Origin of the sequence: Nitrospirillum amazonense (assembly GCF_007828035.1) — a bacterium.
GTDB lineage: Bacteria > Pseudomonadota > Alphaproteobacteria > Azospirillales > Azospirillaceae > Nitrospirillum > Nitrospirillum amazonense.
Map to the genome: position 1 here is coordinate 363102 of NZ_VITV01000006.1, position 14638 is coordinate 377739.

The window sequence follows — 14638 nt, forward strand, 5'->3', positions numbered from 1 at the left end:
TTATGGCTATTTCCGCTAATGCCTCGTCTGGTCTGGCCGCTCAGCGATAATCCGGCCGACGGCACTGTCAAGAATGGCCTCGAATTCAGCGATCTGCTCGGGCGATGTGCCAAGTTCGGCCAAGTGGGGGGCCGATTCCGCAATTCCTCGAAGGTATTCCCGGAGTTGATCTTCAAAGTTTCCAGTAACGAAAACCTCGTAGTTGAGCTGTGGCGCGCAGTCGTATAGCCGCTCTTTTTTTTTCAGTTTTGAACGAGCCGGATATCGCAGTCTCATACCTTCCGGCATGACGGTTGGAACATATCGTATCTTCGCGTCAACACTCGCAAGGCTAGACGTGGCAAATGCCGCGCTGAGAAATGGACCGACGCAGCGACGCGCCACATCCAGAGCCGCATACGCGGGCTGGAAAACTTCAGCTGAGGCATAGAATTCCACGTGCCCTCCGATATCAAAGCGTTTAACGGGTCGCCATATCCTCATCCGCCGCCAGCACGGCGATGGCCTTGCGGCAGAAGTCCACCCATAGCGTTTCCGCCATCACGCCGGCCTGTAGCACCAGATGCTGCAGCTCCCGCTGGCGGCTGTCGGCACCGTTGGGGAAGTCGCGCCGTTCGATCTCCTGATACAGGGCCAGCTTTTCCAGATGCTGGGCCAGGCGGCTTTCGATGTCGCGCACCAGGTCGGTGGGGCCGATCACCGCCTCCGCCCGCAGGCGCACCATCAGTTCATCGCGCAGGGGTTTGGGCTCCTGTGCCTCCCCCGTCCAGCGGCGCAGTTCCTCCCGCCCGGCGGGCAGCACCTGATAGGCGCGCTTGCGGCCCCGGCCGGCCTCCGGCTCCAAGGCCGTGATCCAGCCCAGTTCCTCCAGCCGTTTCAGCTCGCGGTAAATCTGCTGATGCGTCGCCTGCCAGAAGAAGCCGATGGAACGGTCAAAACGGCCCGCCAATTCGGAGCCGGAGCAGGGGCGCTCCAACAAGGCGGTCAGCAGGGCGTGAGGCAGGGACATGACGGCTCGATCCAAGAATGCGGCCCCTGACGGTACCCGGCCGGACCGCCTTTATGCAACCAGTTGCATAAATGAGCCGGCTGCCCCATTATGCAACAAGTTGCATAATAAAAGACGGGCGCCCCACCATGACCACCCCCTACCCCCACCTGCTGCAGCCGCTGGACCTGGGGTTCACAACCTTGCGCAACCGCGTGCTGATGGGGTCCATGCATACCGGGCTGGAGGATAGCCGTCAGAACCTGCACCGCCTGGCCGCCTATCTGGGGGAGCGGGCGGCGGGTGGGGTGGGACTGATCGTCACCGGCGGCTTCGCGCCCAATATCGCCGGCTGGACCAAGCCCATGGGCGGCACCCTGGCGCTGACGTCCACCGCGCGGCGCCACCGTCCTATCCCCCAGGCCGTGCATGCGGAGGGGGGCAAGATCGCGCTGCAGATCCTGCATACCGGCCGCTATGGCTATCACCCCTTCGCCGTCGCGCCGTCGCGCATCAAGTCACCCATCAGCCCCTTCACCCCGCACGCGCTGAGCGCGCACGGAATCGAGCGGCAGATCCGCGCCTTCGTCCGCTGCGCCCTGCTGGCGCGGGAGGCCGGGTACGACGGCGTGGAGATCATGGGGTCCGAGGGCTACTTCATTAATCAGTTCCTGGTGACCCACACCAACAAGCGTACCGACGCCTGGGGCGGATCCTATGAGAACCGCATGCGCCTGCCCGTCGAAATCGTGCGCCGCACGCGCGAGGCGGTGGGCCCGGATTTCATCATCATCTACCGCCTGTCCATGCTGGACCTGATCCCCGACGGCAGCACGTGGGAGGAGGTGGTGCAGTTGGCCAAGGCGGTGGAGGCGGCGGGCGCCACCCTGATCAACACCGGCATCGGCTGGCATGAGGCGCGCATCCCCACCATCGCCACCTCCGTCCCCCGGGGAGCCTTCGCCTGGGTAACCAAGAAGATGAAGGGCAATGTCGGCATCCCCCTGGTCACCACCAACCGCATCAACACGCCGGAGATGGCGGAGCAAATCCTGGCCGATGGCTGCGCCGACATGGTGTCCATGGCCCGGCCCCTGCTGGCGGACGCGGCGTTCGTGAACAAGGCCGCCGCCGGGAAGGCGGATGAGATCAACACCTGCATCGGCTGCAACCAAGCCTGCCTGGACCACACCTTCAAGGCGCAGATTTCCACCTGCCTGGTGAATCCCCGCGCCTGCCATGAGACGGAGCTGACCTACGCCCCCGCCGCTGTGCGCAAGCGCATCGCCGTGGTGGGTGCCGGCCCGGCCGGCCTGGCCGCCGCCACCGTGGCCGCGCAGCGCGGTCACGCCGTGGAACTGTTCGAGGCGGCGGGCGAGATCGGCGGCCAATTCAACATGGCCAAGCGTATTCCCGGCAAGGAGGAGTTCCATGAGACGCTGCGGTATTTCCGCCGGCAGATCGACCTGACGGGCGTCACCCTCCACCTGAACCGCAAGGTCACCGCCGAAGACCTGATCGGCGGCGGCTTTGACGCGGTCATCCTGGCCACGGGCGTCACCCCGCGCGATCCACGCATCCCGGGGCAGGAGGCCGGCATGGCCAGCGGCCGGGTGGTGACCTACCTGGACGTGCTGCGCCACAACAAGCCGGTGGGCCGCCGCGTGGCGGTCATCGGCGCCGGCGGCATCGGCTTCGACATCAGCGAGTATCTGGTGCAGGACGGCCCCTCCCCCACCCTGGACCTGGCGGCATGGCAGGCGGAGTGGGGCGTGACCGACCCGGCCACGACGCGCGGTGGCGTCACGCGGCCGGAGATCACGGCGCCGGCGCGCGAGGTCACCCTGTTGCAGCGCAAGTCCGGCGGCCTGGGCAAGGGGCTGGGCAAGACCACCGGCTGGATTCACCGCCGCCTGCTGAAGATGAAGAACGTACAGATGCTGGCCGGCGTGAATTACGAGCGCATCGATGAGGGCGGCCTGTTCATCACCTTCGGCGAGAAGCGGGAGAATCCCACGGTGATCGAGGCCGACACCATCGTGCTGTGCACCGGGCAGGAACCGCTGCGCGAGCTGCACGAACCACTGAAGGCGGCGGGCGTCGCGGTCCACCTGATCGGCGGTGCCGACGTGGCGGCGGAACTGGACGCCAAGCGGGCGATCAACCAGGGCAGCCGCCTGGCCGCCACCCTCTGACGGAGACCATCATGACCGACCTGCCGCTGCATCCCGCCGTCGCCGCCAGCCTGGAAAAATGGCACGACGGCGTCGCTCGCCGCGACCTGTCCTTCCTGCCCGCCATCGTGCATCCGGAGGCGGTGTTCCGTTCCCCCATGGCGTTCACGCCCTATGGCCCGGCGCAGGCCTTGGTCCTCATCCTGGGCACCGTCATCCAGGTGTTTCAGGATTTCGCCTATCACCGCCAGTTCATCGACGCCGACGGCCTGAACGTGGTGCTGGAGTTCAGCGCCAAGGTGGGCGAGCGCGCGCTGAAGGGCATCGACATGATCCGCTTCGACGCGCAGGGCCGCATCGTGGAGTTCGAGGTGATGGTCCGCCCCATGAGCGGCCTGCAGGCCCTGGGCGAGGAAATGAGCCGCCGCCTGGCCCATGCCCTGCCCGCGCACAAGCAGCGGATCTGACCAAGCCCGGCGCCCGAGGGAGCGGAAACCATGACACATGCGGTCCCCCAGAGGGCGGTCCCCCAGAGGGTCGGCCTGGACATCGAGGGTGCCATTGCCCATGTCCGCCTGACCCGGCCGGAGAAGCTGAACGCCCTGGATTTGGACACGCTGCGCCAACTGGTGCGCACGGCCGCCACCATCCGGCGCCAGCCGCAAATCCGCGCCGTCATCCTCAGCGGCGACGGGCCGGCCTTCAGCGCCGGGCTGGACTTCGCCGCCGTGACCCGGAAGCCGTGGGAGGTGGTGAAGGCCTTCGTCACCCTGGGCCGCAGCACCAACCTGTTCCAGCGCACCTGCTGGTGCTGGCGCGAGCTGCCGGTGCCGGTCATCGCCGTGCTGCATGGCCGCTGCTATGGCGGCGCCCTGCAGGTGGCGCTGGCCGCCGATTTTCGCATCGCCACGCCGGACTGCGAGCTATCGGTGATGGAGGGCAAGTGGGGCCTGATCCCGGACATGAGCGGCAGCGTGTCCCTGCGCGAGCTGGTGCCCATCGACGTGGCCAAGCGTCTGACCATGACGGCCCAGGTGATCAGCGGGACGGAGGCCAAGGCCCTGAACCTGGTGACCGAGGTGGCCGACGACCCCATGGCGGCGGCGGAAGCGTTGGCGGCCGAGCTGTGCGCGCGCTCCCCCGATGCGGTGGCCGGCGCCAAGGCCCTGTTCCAGCGCGCCTGGAGCGCCAGCATCCGGGGCGCCTTCGCGGCCGAGCGCCGCATCCAGTTCAAGATCATGCGGGGCCCCAACTGGCGCATCGCGCTCAGCGCCGGCTTGGAAAAGAAGCCGCCGCAGTTCCGTGAACGCAGCTTCAGGCCCTGAACCTTACCAGCCGTTGAACCGGTCCCAGCGGCGAAGACCACCACCATCCTTGGGCAGGACGGTATAGGCGTCGAACTGGGCGGCGGTGGCGCAGGCGTGGTTGGGCAGGATGCGCAGCTGGGCGCCGATGGGGAACAGGGCCTCCAGGTCGGCGCCGATCGCCCCCGTCCAGTGCAGCACGCCGTGTTCCTGGTTGGCATCGCGGAAGGCCAAATTGGCAACGGGCGTTCCGTCGATGGCGGCGACCAGGCCATAACCGTGGTCCTTGGCCTGGCGCTGGGTGCCCCGGTCGCGGCTCATGGCCATCCAGCCGCCGTCGGTGATGACCCAGCCCGTGTCGGCGCGGTGGCCGATGACAGTGCACAGCACCGATAGGGCGATGTCGTCCACGGCGCACACACCCACCCCAGCCATCACCAGGTCAAAGAAGGCATAGACGCCGGCACGCACCTCCGTCACACCCTCCAGGTGCCGGGCGCTGAGAGCGGTGGGGGTGGAGCCGACGCTGACCACCGGGCAGGCATGGCCGGCGGCGCGCAGGCGTTCGGCCGCGCGCACGCAGCCCGCCCGCTCCTGCTCCGCCATGGCCGCCAGCGCCTCGGGCGTGTTGAGGCCGTAGGAGCTGCCGGCGTGGGTCATGACGCCATCGAGGCGGGCGCCGCCACCGCCTTCGACCGTCAAGGCCGCCGCCACGTCCAGCAGCGCCGGTGCCTCCGGATGGATGCCGGAGCGGTGGCCGTCGGTATCGACCTCGATCAGCACGGTGTGGACATGGCCGTTCTCCCGCCCATGGCGGGACAGGCGCTCCGCCGCCGCCACCGATTCCACCACCAGCGTCAGGCGCACGCCGGCCTTGGCCAGGCGCAGAGCGTGATCGAACTTGGGCGGCGCGATGGCCACGGCGTAGAGGATGTCGCCATAGCCGGCGGCGAAAAAGCACTCCGCCTCCTTCAAGGTGGACACGGTCAGGCCCCGGGCGCCGGCGGCCACTTGGTGCCGCGCCACCTCCAGGCACTTGGCCGTCTTCACATGGGGCCGGAAGCGCACCCCCAGCGCGTCCATGCGTCTCTGCATGCGGGCGATGTTGGCCGCCATCCGCCCCTCGTCCAGCAACAGCAGGGGCGTCTCCAGATCGGGGGGAAGGACGGGACGGGTCACCAGGGCTCTCCTGCCGGCGGTCGAAAGCGGCCGAAGATAGCGCGCGGACGGCCCCGTCCCCAGAAGAAAAGCCCGGTTCGATCGGGTGAACGAACCGGGCCTGAAGGTGGGTAGGAAGGAAGATGAAGCCCCGCGCGCCCCGGTCCGCCCGAATGGGAAGGGACGCGCGGACACCTGCAACCCGCCAGCCGGGCGCCGGTTCCAGGGCGGACCATGACGTTTCTGAGGCGCCTGGCTTGCGCACCAGACCTGCCCGACATCGCAGCCCGCCTAGCGATACGACGCGAAGCTGGGGTCGATGGGGGACAGCAGCAGCCGGTGGCGCTGTTCATAGGTCAGGGGGTGGAAGATTTCCCCCAGCAGTTCCGCCCAGCGCAAGGGATAGGGCGAGGGCTGGCCGTTGGGCAGCAGCACGCCCGTCTGGTCCAGGGGATGGATGGCGGGATGACGCCGCAGCGCTTCCAGCTTTTGGTCCAGCAGCGCTTCCGTCCGCGCCAGCCAGGCGGCGGTGAGCGGCGTGCCCTTCCTGAAGATGAAGGCGCAGAGGCCGATCAGCTCCTGATGCGAGCGGCGCAGCAGGTCGCCGAACTCCCCGGTGATGTGCGGGATGCCGTGGGCCAGCTCCTGATAGCCGAGGGCCAGCTTGTCCGACGCCGCCAGCTGGTCGAAGAACGGCCCCCACCGCTTGGAGGTGCTTTTGATATCCGTGTAGCCACCGCCATAGTGGTGCATCAGGTAGCAGCGCAGATAGTCCGCCTTGTGGGTGGAACTGAGATAGGGCCAGGCGGGGTGCAGGGGGAAGTCCGGCTTCACCCAATCCCCCACCGTCTCACGCGTGATGAAGGCGACGCCGCAGCCGGTGTTGCGGAAGATGGTCCACAGCGCCCGCAAGCGGGCATCCGACATGATCTCCGGCCCCGTCCACAGGCAGAAGACGATGCGGCCGGCGAAGGCGTCCAGGTCATGCGGCTTGGCGGTCCCGGGGGCTGTCATGATAAGGCGGCCGTTAGAGCATTGAAGGGGTGGCCGGGATGCCCAGGCCATTCATCAGCGACACCCGCCGCTGGGCGATGTCCGCATTGGGCGCGGGGTGGCGGCGGTAGACGTAGAGATAGTCTATGACGACGTTGTAGTCGTTGGCCGCGCGGCTGTCGCCCCGGCGGTCCGTCGTCGCGTCCTTCACCTCGAAGATGCGGGAGGCCAGCACCGGCACGTGCACCGGCATCTGCCGGTTGATGACGGCCAGCATGAAATCCCAATCCTCATAGGCCCGCATGAACACGTCGAACTCCAGCCCCGCCAGCAGCGTCCGCGGAAAGGCGAAGCACGACATGTGGACCTGATTCTTGATGTAAATCTCCAGCGTCAGGCGTCCGGCCACGTCCATGAAGCCCTCGTCCAGGAACTCCGGCCCATCCGGCCCCCGCCGTTCGGTGACGACGCTGCTGTTGGCGTAAACGGCCAACCCCTGCTGCACCGCGGGCTGGGCCAGCAGGGCGGGGATGAAGTTGGCGTGCCAGGCGTCGTCATCGTCCAGGAACAGGACATAGCGCCCGCGCGCCAATGACAGGCCCAGGTTGCGGCTGGCCGAAGGGCCGGGGGCGCCGTTGCGCCGGATGTAGATGTCGTCCGCCGACAGCCATGCGGCGCAGGCGCGGTCCGTCCCCCCATCCGTGGCGTCGGAAACGACAATGACTTCCACCGCCGCCGGCTGCTGCTTGACGGATTCCAGGGCGCGGCGCAGCAGGTGCGCCCGCTTGTGCGTGGGAATGATGACGGTGACGTCGGGTTGGGCGGCCATGGCGGTTTCGACGGTCAGCGCTTGCCCGCCTTGCGGCCGGCGGCGGGCTTGTCGGCCGCGCCAGGGGTTTGTATCTCCTCCGCCAACCGCGCCGTCACCGCCGCCATGACCGGCCCCCATTCACCCGGTGCCGGCTGGCGGAACTGCGTCAGATTAGGATACCAGGGGCTGGTCTCCATCCCCGCCTCCAGCCAGCGCCAGCAACTGTCGAAGCGGTTCAGCAGCCATACCGGCCGGCCCAGTGCGCCCGCCAGGTGGGCCACGGCGGAATCCACGCTGATGACCAGGTCCAGGCCTTGTACCAGGGCCGCGGTGTTGGCCATGTCGGCGAAATCCGCCGTCCAGTCGACCAAGCCCAGGGCGGCGCCATCCCCCCCCTTCTGCAGGGAGAAGAAGCTGGCCCCCGCCTGGTTCAGAAGGGGCGCCAGCAGGTCCGGCGCCACGGAGCGGCTGCTGTTGCGCGGGTGGTTTGGGTTGCCCGCCCAGCACAGGCCGATGCGCAGGCCCTGGTGCGCGGCCAAGCGCTGGGCAAACGCCGCCGCCTCATCCGCGGGGGCGGCCAGGTAGGGCACCTCCGCCGGCACCGTCGCCAGCGTGGTGCGGAAGGCGCCCATCAGGTTGTGCAGAGGCAGGCGCAGGTCGAACCCGGCGGAAAGCTCGCCGATGGCCACCGCCTCATCCACCTCCGGCATGGCGGCCACCAGGCGCAGCAGTTCCGGCTGGCATTCCACGACAACGCGGGCGCCGAGGGCCTTAAGCGGCCGGGCGTAGCGCACAAACTGCAGCGTATCGCCCAGGCCGCTGTCGGCCGACAGCACGATGGTGCGTCCGTCTTGGCGGATGGGCTGGCCGGCCGGATCCATGAACAGGCCGATCTGGCTTTCCGTGATACGGCCATGCCAAATCCAGGCGATGCCCTCCGCCCCCTTGACGAAATCGCCCTTCCGCAGGTGCTGGCGGCCGGTATAGATGTTGGCTTCGACATGCGATGGGTTGATGCGCAGCGCATTGGCCAGGTAGGCCAGCGCCTCGTCCGTCCGCCCCAGGTGCTCGGCGTATTTGCCAAGACGGCAGTAGACGTCGTCGAGGTTGCCCAGCAGACCACCCTTTTCCTGCAGCAGGGCTACCGCGTCCTCATAGGCCCCCAGCGCGTCATAGGCCTGGGACAGCGCGTTGATGACCCGGGGGTCGTCAGGAGCCGCCGCCAGCGCCCGGCGCAGCACATCCCGCCCCTCTTCCGCACGCTGGTTGGCCACCAACTGGTTGCCCAGGTTCAAAAGGGCGTCAACGTAGGCGGGATTGATCTCAAGCGCGCGACGCAGCAGGCGCTCGGCGTCCGGGAAGGGGGCAATCAGGGCCAGGTTGTTCATGACCACCAGATTGTCCGGATCGGCGGCCAGGATGGCGGTGTAGGCGGCGTGTGCCTCCCCCACACGGCCCTGCTGATGCAGGCCGATGGCCTCGGCGAACTTGGTGCCGATTTCCTGCCGACGCGCCACCTGGGCGAACCGCGCCGCACTGTCGTCGGCCGCAGCACCCAAGCCCCAGCCCTTGTTCCGCTTGCGCAACACGACCTCGATGGCCGATTCCGACGTGCCCTTCAGGGTCTGGTCGCGCAAGGGCGCGTCATACTGGAAGCCGCTGTCCAGCTTCTCCAGCTTCAGCACCTCCACCTCTTCCTTGAACAGATCCAGCACCTGCACGACGCTGATCGACTTCGGCGACCAGCTCTGCGGCTTCAGGATGGTGAAGGTCCATTTATGGTCCTGGTTGAAGATGGAGGGCCACATGCCCTGCTCATACATATCCTCGTCCGGAACGGTGATGATCAGGTGGCCGCCGGGCTTGCAGATGCGGATCCAGTTGCCGAGCGACCGCACCGGGTCCACCAGCTTTTCCAGGCAATGGCTGGAATGGACGAAATCGTAACTGTTGTCCGCCACCCCTTCCATCAGCATGGCGTCACCATCGGGCAGATGCCACGACCGGGCGGACTTCATCAGCGGAAAATAGTCCCGGAGGTTACCCAAGGGGCTGGGGCCGCAGCCGATGTCTATCCCATCGCCCACGATCCAGCGGCGGGCGAACCGCCCGTCCGCAGCGCGGCGCAGCATCTGCTTGGTCGTCTCATCCGCCATCACGCTACTCCGCATACCGGCAGCGTCCCGCCCCGGGACGCGTCGAGAAAAAGACCCAACCGAGCCGCAGGCACCGGTCACCGCGGGGTCAGCGCCAGATAACCATCATCGGCATAGTCGCGGACGATAGTGTGAGTGTGGCGGAACTGGTGGAAGACGAAATCGATGTTTCGGTCATAAAAGGCCAGCTTGTGCTCAGGCACCGGCACGGCGCCATCAGCGTAGGGGCCGTCCTCATAGGCGCGCAGACCATTCACCAGGATCACATCGCGGCTGCGCGGCCGCAACTGGCGCAACTGCGTCATCAGGCTTTCCAGTGGCGGGCACAGAGCGTCATTCCCACCGGGGCCGTACTTGGCCTGATGGTAGGCGGCACCGGGTTGATGGCCATCCAGCCAGAACAGTATGGGAAGCTGCGCCGGGACCAAGGGTACCACAGCCTTCAGCACATCCTCGCAGGTGGCGTACAGCAGCTGGGCCCGGGGCATATCCACCAGGCGCGCACGCGCCTGGTTCAGGGCCTCCGTCGCGGTTTCGGCGGAGAACAGCCGCTCAAATCCAAAAGATGCGGCATGCAGCACATTGTCACCCGTCCCTGTCAGGGTCTCCAGATAGACCTGACACTGATAGGCGTCCAGCAGGCCCTTGAGATTGAAATGACGCAGTGTTCCCATGCGACCCACCGTTGGATGTGCAGCCCCTTGACCGTCCGCGTCCCGGTGTCAGCCGGCCTTGCCAGGCGTGACCCGGATGGCCAGCAGCCGTTCTTCCAGTTCCTGGACGAAACGGTCGGTGTCGCCCAGGGTGCGCCGCCAAGCCTCGCCGCCCGCCAGCGCATCGCGAAATGCTTTGTACTCTTTGGGCTTGTTGCCCAGCTTCACCGCCAGTTTCACATAATCGTCCACACTGGTGGTCACGCCCTGGGGCAGGCCCACGGTGCGGAGCAGGCTGCCCGCCATGCGCGAGGCGAAGGTCTTGCCGGACAGGGTGACGATGGGCAGGCCCATGCGCAAGGCGTCGCTGGCCGTGGTGCCGGAGTTATAGGGATAGGTGTCCAGAAACACGTCGGCCAACGGCAGGCGGGCCAGGTATTGCGCCGGGCTGGCCGGGCCGGCGAACAGCAGGCGGCCGGGATCGATGCCCCGGGCACGGGCCCGTTCCTGCATGTTCTGCCGCGCCCACGGCGTGCGGGCCAGCAGCCACAGCACGGAATTATCCACCCCACCCAGGATGCGCATCCAGGCGTCGAAGACCTCTTCCGTGATCTTGTAGGTATTGGAGAAACAGGTGTAGACGAACTTGTCCGCCGGCAAGCCCACACTTTCCCGCGTGGGTGATGGATCCACCAGCGCCTTGCTGTCGTTCACCTGATAGCAGATGGGCATGTACAGTGGCTTGGGGTGGAAATCGCCCGCCAAGTCCTTCGGCACCACGAAATCGTCGACGATGGCGTAGTCCAGCTCAGGAATGGGCTGCGAACCGACGAAGCCCAGGTAGGTGATCTGGACGGGTGCCGGCTTGCGCCGGACGATGCCGGGGCGCGACCCATCGGTCAGACCGTTGAGGTCAACCAGAATATCCAGCTCATGCTGGCGCATCAGCGCCGCCACCTGGTCGTCGCTCATCTCCGCGACGCGGAACCATTGGTCGAAGGCGCCCAGGATGCGATGCCGCAGATAGCTGTTGTCATCCAGGCCCATGTCATAGCCATAGACCTCGAACCTGCTCCGGTCGTGCTTCTCGATCAGCTCCACCATCAGCATGCTGACGGGGTGCAGGTTGTAGTCAGACGACAGGTATCCGATGCGCACCTTCTCATGGGCGTAGCCCTGCGCCGGAGCCAGCCGTTCCGGCGTGCCGAAGCGGGAAATCCACTGTTCGACCCAGCGGTTGACCACCGCGTTCTCGTCGAACAGCGACATCAGCGTCAGGCCGCCGGAGCTGGCGACCATGTCATCCTTGGTCAGGCCGGGAATGGGCAAATAGACGGGCCAGGCGCACATCTTCAGGCGCAGATGCACCCAATGGCTGATGGCGTCGGACTGCTTGGGCACGGTCAGCAGGCTGCGGTACAGCTCCCGTTCCGCCTCCTCGAACCGATTCAGCCGTTCCAGCAGGCGGCCCCGCTGATTCAGCAGAGTGGTACGCATGTCATCGGGCTGGATGGATCGGCGCCAAATCTCCAGCGCCTCGTCATGCTTGCCCTGGCCTTCGGACATCAGGCCCAGGTTGATGGCGGCGATCAGGAAATCGGACTTCAACGACAGGGCGGCGTTGTAGGCCGCACCGGCCGCAACCGTGTCGCCCACATTGGCCAGTTCCACACCCAGGTTGAAATAGGCCGCATGCCGCAAGGTGGTGTCGACCGGCACCTCATCCAGCCAAAGCTGGTACAGCGAGGCGGGCCGCATCCAGGGGGCGGCCTCCCGCGCCGCCTCGACCAAGCCAAGCAAGGCCGGGAAATCCAGGCGGCCCACCAGGTAACGAAATGCCGTTTCCTCGATCCCCGGCGGGATCTTCCACGCTCTGGCGGTCAGGTATTCGATAACGTCAGCGGTTTGCAGCGGTGCCTGATGTGTAATGGAAGCAGCAGAGGCCACGGTCGACGTTCCATGAATAAAGCACCTCAGGACTTCTTAGCTCCTGAAATATCAAATGGAATCATAACACGATATTGACGGTGGAGCGATCCGCAACTTTAGCCTGCTCGCTGCCCGGTGCCGCTGTTTCAGCCGGTGGCGGCGACGCCGGCGCGGAGGTCGCACCGTTAACGGGGGTCGCGGCGGCCTGGGCACCGCCATTCTGCGGTCCCGATGCCTGAGCGACGGCCGTCTGGGTCTGCACGACCTTGGCATAGGCCGTGCTGCCCTGCAGCTGGCGCGAGGGCGACAGCCGGAAGGCGCCTTTCTCGGACTTTTCGTTCTTCGTCGTCACGTTGTCACCAACCCGAACCACCGGCCGCTGATATCCCGGCATCGCCGGCGATGCCTGTGCCGCCATATTATACGCCGCCACGCCCGACAGCATACTCTGCTGAGAGATACGGACGGCATCCGCCGGGGTACTGCTCTGGGCGGCCCTGGATGGCTCCGCCGTAGCGCCCGCCTTGGCCAGGGCTTTCTGAAAGTCGGTATCGATCCGGCTGGCAGGCGTAGCCTTAGTTAGGGCGGTCCTGCTGACCACCCCGCCTATCGGCCGCGATGACACCGGATCGTTACCCATGAACCCCAACCCCGCACGCGTCCCCACTATCGGGACGTATGCCTTAACCACGAATCGAGGGCCCTGAAAAGCACCGAGGATTGAGAGGCTCAGCGCCCCTCAATCCTCTGGCACCCGCCCCTGAACGGGCCGGAGATGCTGCCCCGCACCCCCGGCCCGATCCATTACGCCACTCTTACATCCTTACCCGGACAGGCCCGTCAGCCAAGCGTTGACTTGATCGGTATTGAACGCGTGGACCTGGGCCGAGGTGAACACGCTGGCCTGAGCCGTCGTCAGGTTCGACAGCTGGTCGGTGGTCAACCCGGAAATCTGATCCGTCGTCAGGTTCGTCACCTGGCTGGTCGTGAACTCCCGAATATCCGCCGTGGTGAGCGCGCTGATCTGGGCCGTCGTCAGCGACTGCACCTGGGCGCTGCTGAGGGCCGCCACCTGGCTGCTGGACAAGGCCGACAGGTTGTCGGTCGTAAGACCGGACAGCTGGCTAGTCGTCAGAGCCTGAACCTGTGACGAGCTCAGCGCCCGGACATCCGTGGTGCTCAACGCCCCCAGCTGATCGGTCGAGAGCGCCTTGACCTGGGCACTGTTCAGGCCGGTTACCTGGCTGCTGCCCAAGGCCGAAAGCTGAGCCGTGGTCAGCGACTGGACCTGGGTCGTCGTCAGCTTGGTCACCTGGGCCGTGCTCAGGGCGTTCAGGTTATCCGTGCTGAGCGTCGACACCTGCGCCGTCGTCAGGGATGAAACCTGGGCCGTGGTCAGGGCCCGCACATCCGACGTGCTGAGGCTGTTCAGCTGGTCGGAGGTCAGGGCCTGAACCAGAGCGGTGGTCAGGCTGGCCACCTGGGCGGTGCTGAACGCCGTCACCACATTGGTGGTCAGGTTCGACACCTGCGCCGTCGTCAACTGGCCGATCTGAGCGGTCGTGAACTCCCGGACATCGCTGGTGGACAGCGCGTTCAGCTGGGTGCTGGTCAGCGACTGGACCTGGGCGCTGGTCAGAGCCTGGACTTGGTTGCTGGTCAGAGCCGACAGGTTGTCACTGTTGAGGCCGGACAGCTGGGCCGACGACAGAGCCTGGACCTGGGTGCTGCTCAGCTTCGTCACCGTGGCCGTGGACAGGGCGTTCAGCTGGTCGGAGTTCAGCGCCTTCACCTGAGCCGTCGACAGGCCGGTGATCTGCGCCGTTCCCAGCGCCGAGACCTGGTCGGTGGTCAGGGCACCCACCTGGGCCGTCGTCAGACCGGCTTCCTGCGCCGTCGACAGCGCCGCCACATTGGTGGTGCTGAGGGCCGACAGCTGCGCCGTCGTCAGTTGGCCGATCTGGGCGCTGCTGAGCTCACGCACATCGGCAGTCGTCAGGGCGTTCAGCTGATCCGTGGTCAGGGCCTGGATCTGGCTGCTGGACAGCTTCGCCACCTGATTGCTGGACAGCGCGTTCAGGTTGCTGGTCGTCAGGCCGGACACTTGGCTGGTGGACAGCGCGCCGATCTGCGCCGTCGTCAACGCTTGGGCGTCCGCCGTGCTGAGCGAGGCCAGCTGGTCGGTCGACAGCTGCTGCACGTCCGCCGTCGTCAGATTGGCAACCTGCGCCGTCGTCAGGGCCCCCACATTGGTGGTGTTCAGGTTCGAGACCTGGGCCGTGGTCAGCTGGCCGATCTGGGCCGTCGTCAGTTCCTGCACGTCCGCCGTGGTCAGGGCATTCAGCTGATCCGTGGTCAGAGACTGGACCTGGGCGGCGGTCAGCTTCGACACCTGGGCGCTGGTCAAGGCGTTCAGGTTGTCGCTGCTGAGGTTGGACACCTGCGCCGTCGTCAGCTGGCTGACCTGCGCCG

General features: G+C 66.5%; 13 protein-coding genes. 3 read left to right on the forward strand and 10 right to left on the reverse strand.

Annotated features, from left to right (window positions below):
• Positions 1–15: 15 nt before the first annotated feature.
• Together FBZ87_RS18925 and FBZ87_RS18930 are read right to left on the reverse strand one after the other, a co-directional pair.
• The gene (locus FBZ87_RS18925; protein WP_145612127.1) at positions 16–438 is read right to left on the reverse strand and encodes a hypothetical protein; all 423 of its coding nucleotides are present in this window, start codon (positions 436–438) and stop codon (positions 16–18) included.
• A gap of 22 nt (positions 439–460) precedes the next feature.
• Positions 461–1009: a PadR family transcriptional regulator gene (locus tag FBZ87_RS18930; protein ID WP_145612128.1), complete on the reverse strand. Its 549-nt coding sequence runs from the start codon at positions 1007–1009 to the stop codon at positions 461–463.
• A gap of 128 nt (positions 1010–1137) precedes the next feature.
• Between FBZ87_RS18930 and FBZ87_RS18935 the strand changes: the two genes are divergently transcribed.
• Genes FBZ87_RS18935 through FBZ87_RS18945 form a run of 3 tightly spaced genes read left to right on the forward strand, consistent with a single transcriptional unit; the run spans position 1138 to position 4487 of the window.
• Positions 1138–3183: an oxidoreductase gene (locus FBZ87_RS18935; protein WP_145612129.1), complete on the forward strand. Its 2046-nt coding sequence runs from the start codon at positions 1138–1140 to the stop codon at positions 3181–3183.
• A gap of 11 nt (positions 3184–3194) precedes the next feature.
• Complete coding sequence (locus tag FBZ87_RS18940) at positions 3195–3629, forward strand: nuclear transport factor 2 family protein (protein WP_145612130.1); 435 nt, start codon at positions 3195–3197, stop codon at positions 3627–3629.
• 30 nt (positions 3630–3659) lie between these two features.
• On the forward strand, positions 3660–4487 hold the full coding sequence (locus FBZ87_RS18945; RefSeq protein ID WP_145612131.1) for a crotonase/enoyl-CoA hydratase family protein: 828 nt from the start codon (positions 3660–3662) through the stop codon (positions 4485–4487).
• 3 nt (positions 4488–4490) lie between these two features.
• Here FBZ87_RS18945 and FBZ87_RS18950 read toward each other — a convergent pair whose 3' ends face one another.
• From FBZ87_RS18950 to FBZ87_RS29295, 8 genes are all read right to left on the reverse strand, one after another.
• Positions 4491–5645, reverse strand: a complete 1155-nt coding sequence (locus FBZ87_RS18950) for an alanine racemase (RefSeq protein WP_246134482.1) — start codon at positions 5643–5645, stop codon at positions 4491–4493.
• Positions 5646–5915: 270 nt separating this feature from the next.
• On the reverse strand, positions 5916–6638 hold the full coding sequence (locus FBZ87_RS18955; protein ID WP_145612132.1) for a glycosyltransferase family 32 protein: 723 nt from the start codon (positions 6636–6638) through the stop codon (positions 5916–5918).
• A 13-nt stretch (positions 6639–6651) separates the two neighbouring features.
• A complete protein-coding gene (locus FBZ87_RS18960) occupies positions 6652–7446 on the reverse strand; it encodes a glycosyltransferase family 2 protein (protein WP_145612133.1) in 795 nt (264 codons plus the stop codon).
• A gap of 14 nt (positions 7447–7460) precedes the next feature.
• Positions 7461–9584 carry a tetratricopeptide repeat protein gene (locus FBZ87_RS18965; protein ID WP_186454841.1) on the reverse strand — a complete coding sequence of 708 codons (2124 nt, stop codon included), beginning with the start codon at positions 9582–9584 and terminating at the stop codon, positions 7461–7463.
• Between the two features lie 77 nt (positions 9585–9661).
• The gene (locus tag FBZ87_RS18970; protein WP_145612135.1) at positions 9662–10258 is read right to left on the reverse strand and encodes a hypothetical protein; all 597 of its coding nucleotides are present in this window, start codon (positions 10256–10258) and stop codon (positions 9662–9664) included.
• A gap of 48 nt (positions 10259–10306) precedes the next feature.
• Positions 10307–12037, reverse strand: a complete 1731-nt coding sequence (locus FBZ87_RS18975; protein WP_246134483.1) for an O-linked N-acetylglucosamine transferase, SPINDLY family protein — start codon at positions 12035–12037, stop codon at positions 10307–10309.
• Positions 12038–12245: 208 nt separating this feature from the next.
• Positions 12246–12806 carry a hypothetical protein gene (locus tag FBZ87_RS18980; RefSeq protein WP_145612136.1) on the reverse strand — a complete coding sequence of 187 codons (561 nt, stop codon included), beginning with the start codon at positions 12804–12806 and terminating at the stop codon, positions 12246–12248.
• A gap of 183 nt (positions 12807–12989) precedes the next feature.
• Positions 12990–14638 (reverse strand): beta strand repeat-containing protein (locus FBZ87_RS29295; RefSeq protein WP_425465734.1); only part of this gene is annotated, 1649 nt, incomplete at its 5' end.

Coding starts and splice junctions, on each gene's coding strand:
- FBZ87_RS18930 (WP_145612128.1), bottom strand. CDS start 1,009: ATGTCCCTGCCTCACGCCCTGCTGACCGCCTTGTTGGAGCGCCCCTGC.
- FBZ87_RS18935 (WP_145612129.1), top strand. CDS start 1,138: ATGACCACCCCCTACCCCCACCTGCTGCAGCCGCTGGACCTGGGGTTC.
- FBZ87_RS18940 (WP_145612130.1), top strand. CDS start 3,195: ATGACCGACCTGCCGCTGCATCCCGCCGTCGCCGCCAGCCTGGAAAAA.
- FBZ87_RS18945 (WP_145612131.1), top strand. CDS start 3,660: ATGACACATGCGGTCCCCCAGAGGGCGGTCCCCCAGAGGGTCGGCCTG.
- FBZ87_RS18955 (WP_145612132.1), bottom strand. CDS start 6,638: ATGACAGCCCCCGGGACCGCCAAGCCGCATGACCTGGACGCCTTCGCC.
- FBZ87_RS18960 (WP_145612133.1), bottom strand. CDS start 7,446: ATGGCCGCCCAACCCGACGTCACCGTCATCATTCCCACGCACAAGCGG.
- FBZ87_RS18965 (WP_186454841.1), bottom strand. CDS start 9,584: ATGGCGGATGAGACGACCAAGCAGATGCTGCGCCGCGCTGCGGACGGG.
- FBZ87_RS18970 (WP_145612135.1), bottom strand. CDS start 10,258: ATGGGAACACTGCGTCATTTCAATCTCAAGGGCCTGCTGGACGCCTAT.
- FBZ87_RS18980 (WP_145612136.1), bottom strand. CDS start 12,806: ATGGGTAACGATCCGGTGTCATCGCGGCCGATAGGCGGGGTGGTCAGC.